Below are 17,212 nucleotides of genomic sequence, written 5' to 3'. Positions count from 1 at the left end.
CAATGGCCCGCCGGCCCGAACAGGCGGCAATTTGCCCTGTTGTTCCCGCGTCAGCGGCGCTCCACCACCACCGCATTCATGGCCAGGGCGCCGCGCACCTTCTCGGCCGCTTGGCGGGCATCCTCGCGTGAGGCGTAGGGCCCGGCCTGCAGGCGGTGCAGGCCGCTGTCCTTGAACACGGCCAGCAAGGGCGCCAGCCAGTCCAGTTCGGCCAGCAATTGGCGGCGCATGGCCTCGGCGCCGTCCATGCGCGAATAAGCGCCCAGCTGCACCCAGAAGCCGCGGCTGGCGGCGCGTGGCGCGGCTGGCAGGGGTGGCTCGGCCGCCGGGCGTGCGGCCTCGGCCAGGGCGAGCTGCTGGGTGTTTTCCAGTTCGGCTGCACCGGCGGCACCGGCCGCGGCATAGACCGGCGGGTTGCTGTCGGGCAGGGGTGGGCTGCCCGGCGCGGGCTTGTTGTCCTTGCGCTGCCAGGCGCCCGTGCGTATGTCCTCGAACGTGATGCGTTCCACCTCGACCGGCGTCACGCCCTTGAGGATGCCGAGCTTGAGCGCCGCCGTGTAGCTGAGATCGATGATGCGGCCGCGGTGGAAAGGGCCGCGGTCGTTGATGCGCACCAGCACCTCGCGGCCATTGGCCGGGTTGCGCACGCGGGCGTAGCCGGGGATGGGGATGGTGGCATGGGCCCCGGTCATGGCGTACATGTTGTAGATCTCGCCGCTGGAGGTGGGCTTGCCATGGAATTTCTTGCCATACCAGGAGGCCAGGCCGCGCTCGATCAGGGGCAGGTCTTCGGTCATGGGTTCGTAGCGTTGCCCGAAGACCTCGTAGGGCTTGTTGGGGCCGCCCTTGCGGATGGGCTCCAGCTTGGGCGTGGCGTCGGGCACCTGATCCAGCCCGGGCGGGATGACGGCCTCGGGTCCGTCGCGGTCGGAACTGGCGGGCGAGGGCCGGGGCTTGCCGGCACTGCCGGCCGGGGATGGGTTGGGGCTGCTGGCGCAGCCTACCAGGGCGGCGAGGCAGCAGGCACTCAGGGCATGGGTCCAGTGGAGCCGCGGGGGCATGGATCGTGGGGGCAGGGCAGTGCGGCACTTTGACATGGCCGCCACCCTACACAGGGCGCCCGCACTTGCCAAGTGCAGCCGCGAATCGGGCCGGCGCGGTCGTATGCTTGGCAACCTCACACCGGCACTGCAGGACCGATTGGCCATGAGCACGAACTACATCTTCCCCCCCGCCGAGCAGCCCAGCGTGGCCGTGCGCGGCAGCCAGGCGCGCTATGCCGTCAGCCGCATCTTCTGCGTCGGCCGCAACTACGCCGCCCACGCCCGCGAAATGGGCTCCGACCCCGATCGCGAGCCGCCCTTCTACTTCAGCAAGCCGGCCAGCGCCCTGGTGCCCTCGGGCGCCACCGTGCCCTATCCGCCCGGCACGCAGAACTACCACTACGAGATGGAGCTGGTGATCGCGATCGGCGCGCCAGTCTTCAAGGTCACGCCCGAGGCGGCGCGCGCCGCCGTCTGGGCCTATGCCGCCGGCCTGGACATGACGCGCCGAGACCTGCAGGCCGAGGCCAAGGCCAACGGCCGACCCTGGGACACGGCCAAGGGTTTCGAGCAATCGGCCGTCATCACCGAGCTGGTGCGTGTCAGTGACACCGGTGTGCTGCGCGCGGGCACGATCAGCCTGGCCGTCAACGGCGTACAGAAGCAGCGCGGCGATATCGCCGACATGATCTGGAGCGTGCCCGAGATCGTGGCCAATCTCTCGCAGTACTACCACCTGCAGCCGGGCGACCTGATCTACACCGGCACGCCCGACGGTGTCGGCGCCGTGCGGCCCGGCGACGAGATCAGCGGCCACATCGACGGCTTGCCGCCGCTCAGCCTGCGCATTGGCGAGCCGGACTAGACTGTCGCCCTTTCTTTGCTCCTGACCGAGACCGCCCGCCATGTTTGACCACAACGAAACCCTGGACCAAGCCCGCCAGCGCAATGTGCGCGACGCCCTGTTCGAGGATGTCGGCGTGTGCGACTGGACGGCCCAGCTGGTGCCGGCTGGCCGGCGCGTCAAAGCCCATGTGCGGGTGCGCGAGGACGCCGTGCTGTGCGGCCGCGACTGGTTCGAGGCGGTGTTCGCCGCCCTCGACCCGAGCAGCCGCATCGAGTGGCTGTACGCCGAAGGCGCGCGCATGGCCGCCGACACCCTGGTGTGCCAGATTGAGGCAGATGGCCGCCTGCTGCTGACGGCCGAGCGCCCGGCGCTGAACTTTCTGCAACTGCTCTCGGCCACCGCGACGCTGACCCGCGCCCACGTCGACGCCATCGCCGGCGCCAGCAGCAACCCGCGCGGCTGCGTGGTGCTGGACACCCGCAAGACCCTGCCCGGGCTGCGCCTGGCGCAAAAGTACGCGGTGCGCGTGGGCGGCGGCGCCAACCAGCGCCTGGCGCTGTATCACGGCATCCTGATCAAGGAAAACCACATCGCCGCGGCCGGCGGTGTGTCCGAGGCCTTGCGCGCCGCCCAGGCGCTGAACGCAGGCGTGGACATCCAGATCGAGGTCGAATCCCTGGCCGAGCTGCAGGAGGCCCTGGCCGCCGGTGCCGTTAGTGTGCTGTTGGACAACTTCAGCGAGGCCGAGATGATCGAGGCGGTGCGTCTCAATGCCGGCCGCGCCCTGCTGGAGGTCTCCGGCGGCGTGGCCCTGGATCAGCTGCGCTGGATCGCCGCCACCGGTGTCGATCGCATCTCCATCGGCCGCCTGACCAAGGACATCAAGGCGGTGGACTTCTCGATGCGGGTGGACGGCCCGGTCTGAGCCTGGACCATGTGCAGGATGGGGCTGGGCTCCGCAGTGGCCGGCCCCGGTGTTTTCCCATCCCCCCTGTTTTTGCGGATCCCAGGTTATTGCCGCTGCGCTATTCTTTGACCACACAGCGGCTGTTTTGCCGCAGCGATGGTTTTGTGGGATCGTTCGGTCCGCAGATCGTCACACAGAGAAAGAAGGGCTCCGGCATGAAATTCTCGACTTTGGCTTTGGCCGCCACCTTGGCGCTGGGCGCTGGCGCGGCACAGGCTGCCACTTACAACCTCGGCGACATCACGGCCACGGGCGCCTTGCAGAACTCAGCGCCTTTCGGCAATGGGGTCAGCTTCAGCGATACCTGGAATTTCACGCTGAGCAGCTTCAGCGATGCGTCGGTGCTGATCAGCGCCAACTTTTCGCGCCCTGAATTCGCCTTCAGCAATTTCCAGGCAACCATCAGTGGCGGCGCTTTCCCCGGCCCCGAGGCCCTGAATTTGACGACAGGCAATTCCTTCCAAATCCTGGAAGGCGCCGGTCAAGCCATTGCCGGCAACTACACCATCACGGTCAGCGGCATCTCCAACCGCAACAACAGCTTCTACACCTTCGGCATCGACGTGACGCCGGTGCCCGAGCCCAGCAGCTATGCCTTGCTGATGGCCGGTCTCGGTGTGGTGGGTTTCATGGCGCGGCGCAGCCGCAAGCGCTGAGTCGGCTCGGACACCGAAAAGAAAGCGGGCTCGGCCCGCTTTTTTCATGCCCGGCCGAGCCGCATCAGGCGAAGCGGAACACCGCCACCGCCTGCGCCAGCTTCTCGGCGTGGAACTTGAGGCTCTCCGCCGCCGCCGCGGTTTGCTCGACCAGGGCGGCGTTCTGCTGCGTGCCGGCATCGATGCTGGACACCGAGGCATTGATCTGCGAGATGTCCCGGCTCTGGGTTTCTGCTGCCCGGGTGACCTGGGCGATGCGGGCGGAAACCTGGCGCACTTCGTCGACGATGCGTTCCATCGATGCCCCGGCCTCATGGACCAGGCGGTTGCCTCGCTCGACCCGCTCGACCGAGTTCGTGATCATCGACTTGATCTCGCGCGCGGCCTGGGTGCTGCGCTGGGCCAGCTGTCGCACCTCGCTGGCCACCACGGCAAAGCCGCGCCCCTGCTCGCCGGCACGGGCGGCTTCCACCGCGGCATTGAGCGCCAGGATGTTGGTCTGAAAGGCGATGCCATCGATCACGCCGATGATCTCGGCGATCTTGTGGCTGGCACCGGCGATCTCGTTCATGGTGTGCACGACCTGCTGCACATGCTGGCCACCCTGCTCGGCCACGCTGCGGGCCGAATCGGCCATCTCGGTGGCCGAGCGGGAATGGTCCGCGGCCTCGCGAATCGAGCCGGTCATCTGCTCCATGGCCGCCGCGGTTTGCTGCAAGGAGGAAGACTGCTGCTCGGTGCGGCCGCTGAGGCTGTGGTTGCCGGCACTGATTTCCTGCGCCGCCAGGCTCATGCTTTGTACCGCTTGCGCAATGCCTCCAGCCAGCTGCGCCAGCGATTGGCGGGTGTGTTCCAGCTTGTCCATCACGCTGCCCGGCCGGCCCTGCAGCGGCACGCTGAAATCGCCCGTGGCCAGGGCCTGGCAGACCCGCATCAAGGCCTGTGGTTCGGCCCCCAGCTGGCGGCTGATGCGCCGGGACACCCAGAGGCTGATGCCGATGGAGGCGCTGGCCAGCAGCACGAGGCCGAGGACGATGCCGGTGCGTGAGCGCTCGGCAGCGTGGATGGCGGCCTCGGCCTGCGCGCGCACCTGCTGTGCCTCCTGATTGACCAGCTGGCGCTGCTGCGCGGTCACCTGGTTCAGCGCCAGCTGGGCCGGCCGCACCTTGTCGGCCACCAGGGCTTTGACCTCATCAAACCGGCCCTCATCGATCATGCCGGGCAGGGGGCTGGTGAGGGTCGCCATGGTCTGCGTGCCGGCCTTGAGCCGAGCCCATTGCGCGGCTTGCTCGGCGGTCCACGGCGTCTGGTCCAGCTCGGCGTTCAGCGCGCTCAGCGCCTCGGCCTGGGTCTTCAGCTCGACCTGCAGCTGTGCCTGAACCTTGATGTCCTCGTTGAGGGCGAGGTCGCGCACGGTGATGGCGCGGCTCAGGTTGACGGCTTCGAGGCTGGCCACCGAGGCCAGCTTGGCCACCAGATTCTGCGTGGCCGACTGCAGCTGTGCGCTGAGCGCGTGAACCTGCCACAAGGCCAGGCCCGCCAAGGCCGAGAGGCTGAGGATGACCGCAGCAAAGGCCGTCAGCAGCGTGTGTTGGATCGTGATCTCTTTGTTGGTCATGTTGAACTCCCTGGATCCCAACCGGCTGAGGCTGTGTTGCTATTGCAGGAACTGCTTCTTGGCCTCCGTGCTTTGCAGGTAGTCCAACACTTTGCGCACCTCGGGCGAGGGCTCGCCGACGGTCACCAGGCCCAGGGGGCGAGAGAGGGTGGGTGCTTTGATTTCCTTGATCTTGCCCTTGGCCGATTCGGCAGTGCCCGAGCCGACGTAGCCGATGGCCCCTTTCTCGCGCGCCACTTCGGACAACTCGGCGGCGCTGGTGCGCAGCTCCTTGGCCGTGCTGGCAAAGGCCTGGCCAGCCAGCAGTTGCTTTTCGATCACGCCGCGCGTGCCCGAGCCGGGGGCACCGGTCACCACCAGCACCGCCAGGTCGGGCCCGCCCACCTCTTTCCAGTTCTGCAGCTTGCCGCTGAGCAGTCCGCGCAGTTGCTCGCGGCTCAGTTCCTTGACCGGGTTGTCGTTGTGCACGATGGGCACGAGCTGATCGGTCAGCAAGGTGTGCAGCTTGAGCCCGGCCGGAGTTGCGCTCGCGCCGGCCTTCTTGGCATCGTCCACGGCCTCGTCCAGCGAGGCAGACACGGCCGCCACCTTGACCTTGCCGTCAAACAGCATCTGCATGCCCTTGCCCGTGCCCACCGACAGCATCTTCAGCTCGATGCCGGTGGCCTCGCGCAGCTTGGCTTGGCTGGGTTCGACGATGGATTTGGCCACGGTCGATGACCCCGCCACTTCCACGACCTGCGCTTGGGCGGTCGAGAGCGCGAGGAAGAGCGCGGCAGGCAGGGCGGATGCCAGGCGCTTGCCCAGCTTGAGTTGGAGTGCAGACAGCATGCAAAGTCCTCAGAGTGGGGCAAACAAAGGGCGAGGGTCGGAGCATCGGGGTGTGCGCTATGGCACCCCCGTCACGACCTGCGGACCATTCTTTGGACGCTCTGTGACGCAACCGTGACAGCGACCGGCGCTGGCCGGTGTTTCTGCGGGTTTGGCAACGCCGGGCGCCGCCGCGCCTCAGGCCAGGCCCTGGTACAGCTCGACAAACTCCAGCGTCAGCTTGTGGCGCGGGTCGAGGTGGATCATGGGCCGTGAGAGCTCGTGGGACTCCTTGACCTTGACGCTGGCGCTCAAGTAAGGCGCCAGCACCGGCAGGCCCTCGTCGATCAAGGCCTGCACGGTGCGCTGGGGCAGGGCGGCCCGGGCCTGAAACTGGTTGACGACGATGCCTTCGACCTGCAACTCGCGGTTGTGGTCGGCCTGGATTTCCTTGACGTTGTCCAGCAGCTCGTAGAGCGCGCGGCGTGAGAACTCGTCGCAGTCGAAGGGGATCAGGCAGCGCTGCGCGGCGATCAGGGCCGAGCGGGTGTAGAAGTTCAGCGAGGGTGGGGTGTCGATCCAGATCTCGTCGTAGTCCTCGCCGAGCTCGGCCAGGGCGTCACGTAGCTTGTAGATCTTGTAGCGGCTCTCCAGCTTGCTGTGCAGCTCGTCGAGCAGGGGGCTGGCGGGCATCAGGTGGAGCTGTTCCCAGGGCGTCTCGACGATGAAGTCGCTGGTCTTGGGCTTGCGAACGCTGAAACCCAGCGTCGTCTCGAAGAACTCGGCCGCACCGGCTGGCGCTTCATCGGCGCCCTCGCCGAGCAGGTAGCGGCTGGAGTTGCCCTGCCGGTCCAGGTCCACCAGCAAGGTGCGTCGGCCCTGGGCCGCGGCAATGGCGGCGAGGTTGGCGGTGATGGTCGATTTGCCGACCCCGCCTTTTTGATTGAACACAACACGGCGCATCCCTGACCCCTGGCTTGTTGCAGACGGGTCTATTGTGCACTGCAGCATTGCGCGCCGCATGCCCCCTGTTTCATGCCGGCTGCAACGCCCAGCCCCCCGTGTTCAGGTGGTCTGTCCACATCGGCCTGTCATACGGCCTGCAGACACTGGCGCGCGGCTTTCTCCTCCACCCTCGCAACGACTCGACAAGGCAGACCCCATGAACGCAGCGCGCTTCTTCTCTTTCCGCTTCTCCCCTCGGGCGGCTCCTTTGGTGGCTCCTGTGGCAGCCTTGCTGGCGCTGGCAAGCACGCCGACCCTGGCCCAGCTGAGGATCACCGAGGTCTCGGCCTGGTCCAGCGGCAACTCCGCCTACGGCGCCGATTGGTTCGAGCTGAGCAATCTGGGCACCACCGCCATCAGCCTGAGCGGCTGGACCATGGACGACAACTCCAACGGCACGGCCAAGGTGGCCCTGACCGGCATCGCCAGCATCGCCGCGGGCGAGACGGTGATCTTCACCGAGAAGGACGTCACGGCCAGCTTCCTGAGCACCTGGTTCGGCGCCCAGGCGCCGGTGGGCTTGCAGATCGGCTTGTACAAGGGGGCCGGTGTCGGCCTGAGCACCGGCGGTGATGCGGTCAATATCTTCAACGCCAGCGGCGTGCTGCAGGCCCGTGTGGAGTTCGGTGTGTCCAGCACCACAGCGCCCCTGCAGACCTTTGACAACGCAGCCGGCCTGAACAACGCCCTGATCAGCCAGCTCAGCGTGGTCGGCGTCAACGGCGCCTTCCGGTCGGCCGATGGCCAGGAAATCGGCTCGCCCGGTCTGATCGCTGCCGCCCCGGTGCCGGAGCCCGAAAGCTATGCCCTGCTGCTGGCCGGCCTTGGCCTGCTGGCCGCTGTGGCGCGCAAGCGCCCGCGCTGAGCTGTCGCTGCACGCGCCCGATCTGAAACCTATTCCTTGAAGCTGAACATGAAACTCAAATCCCTCGCTCTCGCCTTGCTGGCCGCCGCCAGCGGCCTGGCCCAGGCCGGCGATCGCCTCGATCTCGGCAACTACCAGGTCAAGGCCAGCTATGCCCTGGATCTGCTGGGCGGCAGCAGCGCCAACCAGGTCTCGGGCCTGGAGGCCTCGGCCGTCAGCTACGCCCGCGACCGCGGCACCTTGTTCTATGTCGGTGATGAAGGCACCGGCGTGGTCGAAATCTCGCTGACCGGCCAGACCTTGGGCAAGATGGCCTTCAACTGGAGCGGCACCGGCAGCACCAAGCGCGACACGGAAGGCCTGGCCTACCTGGGCGGCGGCATGCTGGCCGTCAGCGAAGAGCGCTTGCAAGATGTCTACCGCTTCAGCTTCGTCAATGGTGGCAGCGCCGTCCTGAAGAGCAACTTCGTCTCGATCGCCAACAATTCGGTCGGCAACAACGGCATCGAGGGTCTGGCCTACGACACCCGCAACGGCGGCAGCTTCATCAGCGTCAAGCAGCAGTCGCCGCAGAACGTCTTGTCCGGCAGCCTGAGCTTTGCGGCGGCCACCGGCAACCCGCCGTCCAGCTCGGGCGACGGCTCGACCCCGCCCGGCGGAGGCGTGGCGGCGATGAGTGCCTTGTTCAATCCAGCCTCGCTGGGTCTGAGCAGCTTGTCCGATGTGGCCACGCTCTCGGGCGTGGATCACCTGGCTGGCAGCTCGGCGGCCGACAACCTGCTGCTGCTGAGCCTGGGTTCGCGCAAGCTGGTCGAGGTGAACCGCCAGGGTCAGGTCTTGAGCAGCCTGGATCTCAGCCAGGTGTTGCCGAACAACGGCATCGAAGGTGTCACCATCGACGAAAAAGGCACCATCTATCTGGTGGCCGAACAAGACCAGACCGGCTCAGCCCTGCCAGGCGCGCAGTCCCAGCTGATCGTGCTGTCAGCGACGGCCCCGGTGCCGGAGCCGTCCAGCTATGCGCTGATGGCGCTCGGCCTGGCGGGTCTGCTGGCTGTCGCCAAGCGCCGTCGCAAGGTCTGAAGACCTGAGGCGCTGAGGGCGCCGAAGTGACAGCAAAAGGGGCTGCGTGAGCAGCCCCTTGTCCATTCCAGGTGGCGTTTGTGCCCCGGCTTCAGATGCGGTAGCCGATCCAGGCCAGGGCAGTGCTGCCGGCGCCGACGAACAGGGCGGCGGCGACCCACAGCGATCTCAGCACGCGGCGGGGCCGGCGTTCCGACTCGCTCCACACGGGCAAGTCAGGCAGGTCTTCGGCAAATGCCTCGCTGCGGTAGAGAAAACTGGGGGCGGCGGGACCGCTGGTGTTCATGGCTGGCTCCTGGGTTCAGCTGGGGTGGGATGACATGGTTGCCAATATCGCCGCTGGCGCACGCCATGCCATTCCTCATGCGGGTTTGATTTGTTTCAAAACTTGTCAAACTGCACGCCGAACTCGGGTTTGCAAGGCCGCCCCGAGGCAAGACCTGCCCCCCGAAGGTGCGCTGCATGCACCACAAGCGCCCGTGGTGCGCATTTTTCGATACCGCCGGGGGCGGCTTGCGCGTCCGCGACAATCAAGGCCTTCGCGGCCGTGTCGATGCGGCTGATCAACAACAGATTCATCCAGCCAACAAGGACACAGCCGCATGGGCGCACAGTGGAAAGCCAAACACAAAGACCTGGCGGCCAATGCCAAGGGTCGCATCTTCGGCAAGCTGTCCAAGGAGATCCAGCTGGCCGCCCGCAGCGGCGCCGACACCGACCTGAACCCACGCCTGCGCATGGTGGTGGAGCAGGCGCGCAAGGCCTCGATGCCGCGTGAAACCCTGGAGCGGGCCATCAAGAAGGGCGCCGGCCTGCTCGGTGATGCCGTGCACTACGAGCGCGTCACCTACGAAGGTTTTGCCCCGCACCGTGTGCCGGTCATCGTCGAATGCCTGACCGACAACATCAACCGCACGGTGTCCGAGATCCGCGTGCTGTTCCGCAAGGGCCAACTAGGCGCGGCGGGTTCGGTGTCCTGGGACTTCAGCTATCTGGGTCTGATCGAGGCCACGCCGGCGCAGCCTGGGGCCGATGCCGAACTCGCCGCCATCGAGGCCGGTGCCCAGGACTTCGAGCTTGGCGAGGCGGATGAGGACGGCGAAGTGGCCCCCACCGTCTTCCTCAGCGATGCCGCCGATCTGGACCTGGTCTGCCGTGCCCTGCCACAGCATGGCTTCAATGTCGTCTCGGCCAAGCTGGGCTACCGGCCCAAGAACACCGTCAGCCTCAGCGGCGCCGAGCTGGAAGAGGTCGAAGCCTTCCTCGCCGCCATCGACGAGCATGACGATGTGCAGGAGGTCTACGTCGGCCTGGCGGGCTGACGCCGGTTGAGCCGCCCGGCTCTCAGGCGAACCAGTCTTCGTCCGGCAGCTTGGCGAACACCCGCTTCAGCCCTTCGCCCCAGCCGCGGCGCAGCTTGTTGAAGTAGGGGTCGTCGGCGGTGACGCGGTGCGGTGCGGCCGGGGCAAAGCTGTGGGCGCGGTAGAGCAGCATGTCGATCGGCAGGCCGACCGAGAGGTTGCTGCGGATGGTCGAGTCGAACGAGATCAGCGTGCACTTGGCCGCTTCCTTCAGCGAGGTGCCGGTGTTGATGACGCGGTCGATGATGGGCTTGCCGTACTTGGATTCGCCAATCTGGAAGTAGGGCGTGTCCTCGCAGGCTTCGATGAAGTTGCCCTGTGCGTAGACATGGAAAAGCCGCGGCTCCTCGCCGCGGATCTGGCCGCCGACGATGAAGTTGCCGCCGAAATCCACGCCCTGGCCCAGGCTTTGTGAATTGGCGTCGCGGGCGACGATTTCCTTGACCGTTCGCCCGACCAGTTCGGCCACGTCGTACATGGAGCGGCGGTTGAGCAGGTGCTCGCCCTCATGCTCCAGGCGCTGGCGCAGCAGGCTGATCACGCTTTGCGTGGTCGCCAGGTTGCCGGCGCTCAGCAGCACGATCAGGCGCTCGCCGGGCGCCTCGAAGACATTCATCTTGCGGAAGGTGGCGATGTGGTCGACGCCCGCATTGGTGCGCGAGTCCGACGCGAACAAGAGGCCGGCGTCGAGACGCATGGCAACGCAGTAGGTCATGGTGCAGCCCGGGGAGTGGGTCAGAGCAGGAGCGGGGCGATTATCGCCGTGGGCTCATTGCTGCTCGGCCGGCGCGGGTGTGGGTGCCACGCGCACGGCGGCGCGCAGCGCCTCCTGCCCGCCGCCCAGGCGCATGCCGCGCACGGGGCAGGCGTCGAGGTAGTCGGCGCCCATGGCCAGCTGCACATAGCGGCCGTCGGCCAGGCATTGGTTGCTGACATCAAAGCCCAGCCAGCCACCGCCTTCTTCCGCCGAGCCCGGCAGCCGGGCCTCGGCCCAGGCATGGCTGGCCACATGCTCGGTGTCGGCCGCAAGGTAGCCGCTGACATAGCGCGTGGGGATGCCGAGCAGGCGCGCGCAGGTGGCAAAGACCTGGGCATGGTCCTGGCAGACGCCCAGGCGGGCGGCAAAGGCCTCGGCCGCCGGCGTGGCCGCGTCGGTGGAGCCGGGGGTGTAGGGCATGTGCAGGGCCAGGGCCTGCAGCATGGCCATCAGACCTTCGCGGGCGTCGGCCGACACGGCGGCGGCATGGGCGGCGGCGAAGTCACGCAGGGCCGCATCGGCCTGGGTCAGGGGCGAGTCGCGCAGAAAGACCTCGGGCGGGAAGCGGCCGTCGCGCGGGTCGGGCGTGGGCGGGCCGTCGTCGGTTTCGACCACGCCGCAGGCATGGAGGTGGATCTCGCTGTGCGGCCGGTCCAGGGTCAGTACATGCATGGTGTTGCCGTAGGCATCGAGCCCGCGGCTGGCCGCGGCCGGAAGGTTCAGCTCCCAGCGCAGCACGCGCTGGCGGCTGCCATCGGTCGGTGTCAGGCGCAGAACCTGGGTGCTGCGCTGCACCGGGTGCTGGTAGCGGTAAACCGTTTCGTGGTGGATAGCGAGGTGCATGGTGGGGGGGCAGGTGAACAGGTGAATGGGTGAATGGGTGAATGGTGAGAGGGTGCTGTCGCAGGTGCTCGCTTGGTATTCACAAGTTCACTGGTTCACCTGTTCACTCGTTCACCCCACGACTCAGTTCGCCTCCAGATAGGCCAGGCGGATTGCGTCGCTGAGCTGGGCCGATTCCTCCAGAAAGCCGGTCAGCCAGCGGTGCACGCCGGTGGCCAGGATCTCGCCCACCTCGCCATAGGCCAGGCGCAGGGCCAGGCGGCCGGCCAGCAGCTTGACCTGGCGGCCGGCGTCGAGCGCGCCGCTGCGCGCCTCGATCAGGGGCAGGATCTCACGGATCTCGTCGCAGCAGGCGCGCAGCGAACGCGGCACATCGGGGCGCAGGATCAGCAGCTCGGTCACACGCCTGCTGTCCAGCGCGTCGCGGTAGACCGCGTGATAGGCCTCGAAGGCCGAGAGCGAGCGCAGCAGCGCGCTCCAGGCGTAGAAATCGGGCGCGCTCTCGGTGGGCATGTCCAGCGGCATCAGGCTGTCCACGGCCGGCTCGATCAGCTGCGACTTCACATCGAGCAGGCGGGCGGTGTTGTCGGCCCGCTCGATGAAGGTGCCCAGGCGGATGAAGCAGTAAGCGTCGCTGCGCTGCAAGGTGCCGTAGGTGGCGCCTCGAAACAGGTGGGAGCGCTCCTTCACCCAGTCGAAAAAGCTGGAGACGCTGGCGATGCCGCGCTTGGGGAACTCGCGCCCCTCCAGCCAGGTGCTGTTGATGGCCTCCCACATCTCGGCGGTGATCTGTCCGCGCACCGCATGGGCGTTCTCGCGCGCCTGGCGCAGGCAGCTCAGCACCGAGGCCGGGTTGCTCAGATCCAGGGCCATGAAGTTGAACAGGCGCTCGGCCTCCAGCGGCTGCTGGCTGGCAGTGAAGGCCTCCAGCGTGCCGGTGACGGCCAGCGGCGCCGCCAGCTCGGTCATGGCGCCGCGCGACTGCGGCAGCAGCGAGAGGGAATGGGTGACGTCCAGCATGCGCACGAGGTTCTCGGCGCGCTCGACATAGCGGCTCATCCAGTAGAGCTGGGCGGCGGTCCTAGACAACATGGAAGCACTCCGTGGTTGGATGGGGGCGCGGCTGGCACAAGAGTGGCCGAGCCCAGCGGAGCCCGGGGCTCCGGCTTGGCCGGGCCCACGGGCTTGCCCCCTTGCAGGGGGCATTGCCCGGACACAGGCGGTCCTGAGGGCCGCTTGTGCCTGGCGATGGCCAGAACCTCTGTGCTCTGGCGCGCGAAGCGCTACGGGGGTGGGCCTTCATGCTTCCAGGATCCAGGTGTCTTTGGTGCCGCCGCCTTGGGACGAATTCACCACCAGGGAGCCTTGCTTCAAGGCCACGCGGGTCAGGCCGCCGGCCACCATATTCACCTCACGGCCGGTCAGCACGAAGGGGCGCAGATCGATGTGGCGCGGGGCGATGCCGGCCTCGACAAAGGTCGGGCAGCTGGACAGGCAGAGCGTGGGCTGGGCGATGTAGTTGGCGGGGTTGGCCTTGACCCGTTGCTTGAAATCGGCCACTTCGGCCGCCGTCGAGGCCGGGCCGACCAGCATGCCGTAGCCGCCCGCGCCATGCACTTCCTTCACCACCAGCTCGGCCATGTGGGTGAGCACATGGTCCAGATCGGCCGGCTTGCGGCATTGCCAGGTCGGCACGTTGTGCAGGATGGGCTCTTCGCCGAGGTAGAAGCGGATCATGTCCGGCACATAGGGGTAGATGGACTTGTCGTCCGCCACGCCGGTGCCGATGGCATTGGCCAGGATCAGGTGACCCTGCTTGTAGACGGACAAGAGCCCTGGAACGCCTAACATCGAATCGGCACGGAAGGCGATCGGGTCGAGGAAGGCATCGTCGATGCGGCGGTAGATCACGTCCACCCGCTTGGGGCCGACCGTGGTGCGCATGTAGAGAAACTCGTCCTTGACGAACAGGTCCTGGCCCTCGACCAGCTCCACACCCATCTGCTGGGCCAGGAAGGCATGCTCGAAGTAGGCGCTGTTGAAGGGGCCCGGGGTCAGCACCACCACGGTCGGGTTCTCGGCCACCGAGGCATGGCGCAAGGTGTTGAGCAGCAGGGTGGGGTAGTGGGCCACCGGCGCCACGGGGTATTTGGCGAAGAGCTCGGGGAAGAGCCGCATCATCATCTTGCGGTTTTCCAGCATGTAGCTGACGCCGCTGGGTACGCGCAGATTGTCTTCCAGCACGTAGTAGCCGCCGTCGGCGTGGCGGATCAGGTCGACGCCGGTGATGTGGGCGTAGATGCCGTGCGGCAGATCCAGGCCCTGCATGGCCGGCTGGTACTGGGCGTTGGCGAAGACCTGCTCGGCCGGCACCAGGCCGGCTTTGACGATCTCATGGTCGTGGTAGATGTCCCAGAGGAAACGGTTCAGCGCATTGACGCGCTGGCGAAGGCCTGCTTCCAACATGCGCCACTCCTCGGCCGGCACGATGCGGGGCACGGTGTCGAAGGGGATCAGGCGCTCGGCGCCGGCCTCGTCGCCGTAAACGGCGAAGGTGATGCCGACCTTGTGGAAGAGCAGGTCGGCCTCGGCCCGTTTCTTGGCCAGGGCTTCGGGGGTCTGGGCATGCAACCAGTGCGCGAAGGACTGGTAATGCGGCCGCAGGGCGCCGCTGGGCAGCAGCATCTCGTCGTAATGGCCCGGGGCGGGCAGGGTGAGGGCGTGCATGGCGTGGTCGTCTCCGTGGCCTTTGCGGGGGGCTGAATGCAAGCCCTGTGCCCGTTTGGGATCGCTGCTGGCCGAGGCGGCTGGCGCTGGCTTGCGCACGGTCTCGCCCGAGCATGCGCCGCTTTGGTGCGCGGCGCGGGCCTGCCTGGGCCTGGTGCATGGGGCTTGCCGCAGATTGGTGCGCGCAGCGCTGCGGCTATGCTTGCAAGGCCATGTGAACGAGGGAGAAGCCGAGTTGATGCACGTGTTCCGTTTCGGGGGCTGCCGTCTGCGGCCCTGGCATGTTCTCGCGTCGCTCCTGCTCTGGTTGACGGGCGCGGTCGCCTCGGCCCAGGTGGTGGCACCGGCGCCAGCCGCATCCGCAGTGAGCGCGGCGCCCAGCGCCCCGGTGCAGATCCTGAACCGCCGCATTGCCGAGTACCGCGCGCCCTTTCTGGGCGTCAGCCCTGCCGAGCGGGCGCGCCGCACCCATCTCTACATGAACGAGGTGCTGGCCCGCTCAGGAGCCGGCGAGGTGACGGTGCGCAAGGAAGCCCAGGGCCAGATGCTGATGCTGGACGGCGAGATGGCCCTGATCCTGACGCCCGAGGATGTCGATGTGGCCAGCGGTGCCACCCTGGACAGCACCGTGGCCGAGGCCAAGCGCCAGCTGGAGCAGCTGATTGCCGAGACGCGCGAGAGCCGCGACCAGCGCCGGCTGTGGCATGCGGCGCTCTACAGCCTGGCGGCCAGCCTGGTCTTTGTCGGCCTGCTCTGGGCCGTGCGGCGCGGCCAGCGGGCGCTTGATGCACGCCTGGCGGCCCGCATGGCCTCGCGCAGCGGCGCCTTGCACCTGGCCGGCACTCCGCTGCTGCAGCGCGACAAGCTCTTGAGCTTCAGCCACTGGCTGGTGCTGGGCCTGGGCTGGGGCTTGATGGCCTTGATCAGCTACCAGTGGCTGAGCCTGGTGCTGAGCCAGTTCCCTTACACCCGGCCCTGGGGCGAGCAGCTGAGCGCCTACCTGCTGGCGGTGCTGCTCAAGATCGGCAGCGGCGTGCTGCATGCCCTGCCCGATCTTTTCATCGCCCTGGTGATCTTTGCCATGGCACGCGCAGCCACCGGCCTGCTCAAGCCGGTGTTCGACCGCATCGAGGCCGGCCAGGCCAGCCTGGGCTGGATGGACCGCGACACCGTGCGCCCCTCGCGCCGCATCATCAACACTGGCATCTGGTTGTTTGCCCTGGTGATGGCCTATCCCTACCTGCCGGGCTCGGGCAGCGAGGCCTTCAAGGGCATGTCGGTGCTGCTGGGCCTGATGATTTCCCTCGGCGCCTCCAGCATCGTCGGCCAGGGCGCCAGCGGCTTGATCCTGATGTTCTCGCGCACCATCCGCGTGGGCGAGTACGTGCGGGTGCAGGAGCATGAGGGCACCATCACCGAGCTGGGCATGTTCACCACCCGCATTCGCACCGGCCTGGGCGAGGAGCTGACCCTGCCCAATTCTCTGGTCATGGGTTCGGTCACCAAGAACTATTCGCGCGCCGTGCAGGGCGTCGGTTATGTCGTCGACACCACGGTGACGATCGGCTACGACACGCCCTGGCGTCAGGTCGAGGCCATGTTGCTGGAGGCGGCCCGGCGCACGCCCGGCGTGCTGGAGCTGCCGCCGGCCCGGGTGTTCCAGACCGCCTTGTCGGACTTCTACCCCGAGTACCGCCTGGTCTGCCAGGCCGCGCCCAGCCAGCCGCGCCCGCGCGCCGAGGTGTTGAGCCAGCTGCACGCGAACATCCAGGATGTGTTCAACGAGTACGGCGTGCAGATCATGTCGCCGCATTACCTGGGCGACCCGGCCAGCCCGAAGTTTGTGCCGCGCAGCGCCTGGTTCAGCGCGCCGGCCCGGCCCGAAGGGGCGCAGCCAGCCCGGTGAGGGCAGGCTGCCTCAGGCTGCTGGCATGCCCCGGGGCTCGTCCTGGAGCACGCTGTAGATGGTGTCGTCGTCGCTGATGAGCAACTGGCGCGCCAGGCGCTGCCGCATCAGACCCAGGGCAATGGCAATCGCCAGGGCCAGGCTGGCGGCATAGAGCGCCATGAAACCGGGGTAGTGCAGCACGATGGCCAGGGGCTTGGCCACACCCAGGAAGGCCGCAAACAGCCAGGACGCGCTGCTCACACCACCCAGTAGGGCCGGCAGGCCGGCGGCTTTGTGCGGCGCTTCCTGAGGCGATGCCAGGCGTGGAAATGCCCAGCGGTGCAAGGCCCAGCCATTGAGGGTGAGGATGGATACGACGCTGAGCTTGGCCAGCAGCTTGGGCTTGTCCAGGATGACGGTCAGATCGAATCCGGTGTCGATGCCGATCAGCACCAGGCCCGAGACCCACAGCGCCAGCAGAGACAGAAAGACCAGGCGCGAGGCCTTGCGCAGCAGCACCCGATCCACCCGTTTGGGCATGAAGATGGCCACATCACCCAGAACCACACTGGCTGCCGCCGCAAAACAGGCCAATACATGGGTGTACAGGGCCAGCATGCGCAACAAGGCCGAGGTATCGAGCAGTTCCACGAGCAGGTCCCTTCCCTGGGGTGTTGAAAAACCGCGTTGCGTTGACAAGCATCCCTTGTCTTGAGGATGTGACTTTGTTCACGCTTCGGGC

General features: G+C 67.3%; 18 protein-coding genes. 7 read left to right on the top strand and 11 right to left on the bottom strand.

The annotated features are described in order from the left end of the window. Nucleotides 1-50: 50 nt before the first annotated feature. Nucleotides 51-1,061, bottom strand: coding sequence for a septal ring lytic transglycosylase RlpA family protein (locus tag OOB33_RS02385; RefSeq protein ID WP_271007497.1), 1,011 nt, complete (start codon nt 1,059-1,061; stop codon nt 51-53). 145 nt (nt 1,062-1,206) lie between these two features. Between OOB33_RS02385 and OOB33_RS02380 the strand changes: the two genes are divergently transcribed. From OOB33_RS02380 to OOB33_RS02370, 3 genes are all read left to right on the top strand, one after another. Beyond that, nucleotides 1,207-1,908, top strand: coding sequence for a fumarylacetoacetate hydrolase family protein (locus OOB33_RS02380; protein ID WP_171826668.1), 702 nt, complete (start codon nt 1,207-1,209; stop codon nt 1,906-1,908). A 40-nt stretch (nt 1,909-1,948) separates the two neighbouring features. Continuing rightward, nucleotides 1,949-2,815, top strand: coding sequence for a carboxylating nicotinate-nucleotide diphosphorylase (gene nadC / locus OOB33_RS02375; RefSeq protein ID WP_171826669.1), 867 nt, complete (start codon nt 1,949-1,951; stop codon nt 2,813-2,815). 197 nt (nt 2,816-3,012) lie between these two features. After that, nucleotides 3,013-3,513, top strand: a complete 501-nt coding sequence (locus OOB33_RS02370) for an FxDxF family PEP-CTERM protein (RefSeq protein WP_271007496.1) — start codon at nt 3,013-3,015, stop codon at nt 3,511-3,513. A gap of 64 nt (nt 3,514-3,577) precedes the next feature. Here OOB33_RS02370 and OOB33_RS02365 read toward each other — a convergent pair whose 3' ends face one another. The 3 genes from OOB33_RS02365 to OOB33_RS02355 form a co-directional block, all read right to left on the bottom strand. After that, nucleotides 3,578-5,131 carry a methyl-accepting chemotaxis protein gene (locus tag OOB33_RS02365; protein ID WP_271007495.1) on the bottom strand — a complete coding sequence of 518 codons (1,554 nt, stop codon included), beginning with the start codon at nt 5,129-5,131 and terminating at the stop codon, nt 3,578-3,580. 39 nt (nt 5,132-5,170) lie between these two features. Then, entirely contained in the window at nt 5,171-5,962 is a 792-nt protein-coding gene (locus tag OOB33_RS02360; RefSeq protein WP_271007494.1) for a substrate-binding domain-containing protein, read from the bottom strand. Nucleotides 5,963-6,139: 177 nt separating this feature from the next. Then, the gene (locus tag OOB33_RS02355) at nt 6,140-6,904 is read right to left on the bottom strand and encodes a ParA family protein (RefSeq protein WP_102769057.1); all 765 of its coding nucleotides are present in this window, start codon (nt 6,902-6,904) and stop codon (nt 6,140-6,142) included. Between the two features lie 199 nt (nt 6,905-7,103). On the opposite strand from OOB33_RS02355, the gene OOB33_RS02350 reads away from it, so the two are divergent. Together OOB33_RS02350 and OOB33_RS02345 are read left to right on the top strand one after the other, a co-directional pair. Next, nucleotides 7,104-7,811 carry a lamin tail domain-containing protein gene (locus OOB33_RS02350; protein ID WP_102769058.1) on the top strand — a complete coding sequence of 236 codons (708 nt, stop codon included), beginning with the start codon at nt 7,104-7,106 and terminating at the stop codon, nt 7,809-7,811. Nucleotides 7,812-7,859: 48 nt separating this feature from the next. Continuing rightward, nucleotides 7,860-8,894 (top strand): SdiA-regulated domain-containing protein, encoded by a 1,035-nt coding sequence (locus OOB33_RS02345; protein WP_102769720.1) that lies wholly within the window; start codon nt 7,860-7,862, stop codon nt 8,892-8,894. A gap of 91 nt (nt 8,895-8,985) precedes the next feature. On the opposite strand, the gene OOB33_RS02340 is transcribed toward OOB33_RS02345, so the two are convergent. Both OOB33_RS02340 and OOB33_RS02335 read right to left on the bottom strand, forming a co-directional pair. Next, entirely contained in the window at nt 8,986-9,180 is a 195-nt protein-coding gene (locus tag OOB33_RS02340; protein ID WP_102769059.1) for a hypothetical protein, read from the bottom strand. Between the two features lie 95 nt (nt 9,181-9,275). Continuing rightward, entirely contained in the window at nt 9,276-9,473 is a 198-nt protein-coding gene (locus tag OOB33_RS02335) for a hypothetical protein (protein ID WP_102769060.1), read from the bottom strand. Between the two features lie 23 nt (nt 9,474-9,496). On the opposite strand from OOB33_RS02335, the gene OOB33_RS02330 reads away from it, so the two are divergent. Next, entirely contained in the window at nt 9,497-10,216 is a 720-nt protein-coding gene (locus OOB33_RS02330; RefSeq protein ID WP_102769061.1) for a YebC/PmpR family DNA-binding transcriptional regulator, read from the top strand. 22 nt (nt 10,217-10,238) lie between these two features. Here the strand turns inward: OOB33_RS02330 and OOB33_RS02325 are convergent, their stop codons facing one another. From OOB33_RS02325 to OOB33_RS02310, 4 genes are all read right to left on the bottom strand, one after another. Then, nucleotides 10,239-10,952 carry a proteasome-type protease gene (locus tag OOB33_RS02325; RefSeq protein ID WP_271007493.1) on the bottom strand — a complete coding sequence of 238 codons (714 nt, stop codon included), beginning with the start codon at nt 10,950-10,952 and terminating at the stop codon, nt 10,239-10,241. Nucleotides 10,953-11,024: 72 nt separating this feature from the next. Continuing rightward, nucleotides 11,025-11,855, bottom strand: a complete 831-nt coding sequence (locus tag OOB33_RS02320) for a transglutaminase family protein (RefSeq protein ID WP_271007492.1) — start codon at nt 11,853-11,855, stop codon at nt 11,025-11,027. A gap of 123 nt (nt 11,856-11,978) precedes the next feature. Continuing rightward, on the bottom strand, nt 11,979-12,947 hold the full coding sequence (locus OOB33_RS02315) for an alpha-E domain-containing protein (RefSeq protein WP_271007491.1): 969 nt from the start codon (nt 12,945-12,947) through the stop codon (nt 11,979-11,981). Nucleotides 12,948-13,154: 207 nt separating this feature from the next. Next, a complete protein-coding gene (locus OOB33_RS02310) occupies nt 13,155-14,582 on the bottom strand; it encodes a circularly permuted type 2 ATP-grasp protein (protein WP_271007490.1) in 1,428 nt (475 codons plus the stop codon). A gap of 55 nt (nt 14,583-14,637) precedes the next feature. Here OOB33_RS02310 and OOB33_RS02305 point away from each other — a divergent pair, with 55 nt between their 5' ends. Further along, nucleotides 14,638-16,488, top strand: a complete 1,851-nt coding sequence (locus OOB33_RS02305; RefSeq protein WP_271007489.1) for a mechanosensitive ion channel family protein — start codon at nt 14,638-14,640, stop codon at nt 16,486-16,488. Nucleotides 16,489-16,500: 12 nt separating this feature from the next. Here OOB33_RS02305 and OOB33_RS02300 read toward each other — a convergent pair whose 3' ends face one another. Next, nucleotides 16,501-17,121 carry a hypothetical protein gene (locus OOB33_RS02300; RefSeq protein ID WP_102769066.1) on the bottom strand — a complete coding sequence of 207 codons (621 nt, stop codon included), beginning with the start codon at nt 17,119-17,121 and terminating at the stop codon, nt 16,501-16,503. Nucleotides 17,122-17,212 lie beyond the last annotated feature (91 nt).

This window comes from Paucibacter sp. B51, from assembly GCF_027863535.1.
Taxonomy (GTDB): Bacteria; Pseudomonadota; Gammaproteobacteria; order Burkholderiales; family Burkholderiaceae_C; genus Paucibacter_A; species Paucibacter_A aquatilis.
The sequence above is the reverse complement of the archived record's forward strand: the minus strand, read 5'-3'. Positions and strand labels throughout refer to the sequence as shown.

Coding starts and splice junctions, on each gene's coding strand:
- OOB33_RS02315 (WP_271007491.1), bottom strand. CDS start 12,947: ATGTTGTCTAGGACCGCCGCCCAGCTCTACTGGATGAGCCGCTATGTC.
- OOB33_RS02320 (WP_271007492.1), bottom strand. CDS start 11,855: ATGCACCTCGCTATCCACCACGAAACGGTTTACCGCTACCAGCACCCG.
- OOB33_RS02360 (WP_271007494.1), bottom strand. CDS start 5,962: ATGCTGTCTGCACTCCAACTCAAGCTGGGCAAGCGCCTGGCATCCGCC.
- OOB33_RS02335 (WP_102769060.1), bottom strand. CDS start 9,473: ATGAATCTGTTGTTGATCAGCCGCATCGACACGGCCGCGAAGGCCTTG.
- OOB33_RS02365 (WP_271007495.1), bottom strand. CDS start 5,131: ATGACCAACAAAGAGATCACGATCCAACACACGCTGCTGACGGCCTTT.
- OOB33_RS02325 (WP_271007493.1), bottom strand. CDS start 10,952: ATGCGTCTCGACGCCGGCCTCTTGTTCGCGTCGGACTCGCGCACCAAT.
- OOB33_RS02345 (WP_102769720.1), top strand. CDS start 7,860: ATGAAACTCAAATCCCTCGCTCTCGCCTTGCTGGCCGCCGCCAGCGGC.
- OOB33_RS02330 (WP_102769061.1), top strand. CDS start 9,497: ATGGGCGCACAGTGGAAAGCCAAACACAAAGACCTGGCGGCCAATGCC.
- OOB33_RS02340 (WP_102769059.1), bottom strand. CDS start 9,180: ATGAACACCAGCGGTCCCGCCGCCCCCAGTTTTCTCTACCGCAGCGAG.
- nadC (WP_171826669.1), top strand. CDS start 1,949: ATGTTTGACCACAACGAAACCCTGGACCAAGCCCGCCAGCGCAATGTG.
- OOB33_RS02385 (WP_271007497.1), bottom strand. CDS start 1,061: ATGCCCCCGCGGCTCCACTGGACCCATGCCCTGAGTGCCTGCTGCCTC.
- OOB33_RS02380 (WP_171826668.1), top strand. CDS start 1,207: ATGAGCACGAACTACATCTTCCCCCCCGCCGAGCAGCCCAGCGTGGCC.
- OOB33_RS02355 (WP_102769057.1), bottom strand. CDS start 6,904: ATGCGCCGTGTTGTGTTCAATCAAAAAGGCGGGGTCGGCAAATCGACC.
- OOB33_RS02370 (WP_271007496.1), top strand. CDS start 3,013: ATGAAATTCTCGACTTTGGCTTTGGCCGCCACCTTGGCGCTGGGCGCT.
- OOB33_RS02310 (WP_271007490.1), bottom strand. CDS start 14,582: ATGCACGCCCTCACCCTGCCCGCCCCGGGCCATTACGACGAGATGCTG.
- OOB33_RS02350 (WP_102769058.1), top strand. CDS start 7,104: ATGAACGCAGCGCGCTTCTTCTCTTTCCGCTTCTCCCCTCGGGCGGCT.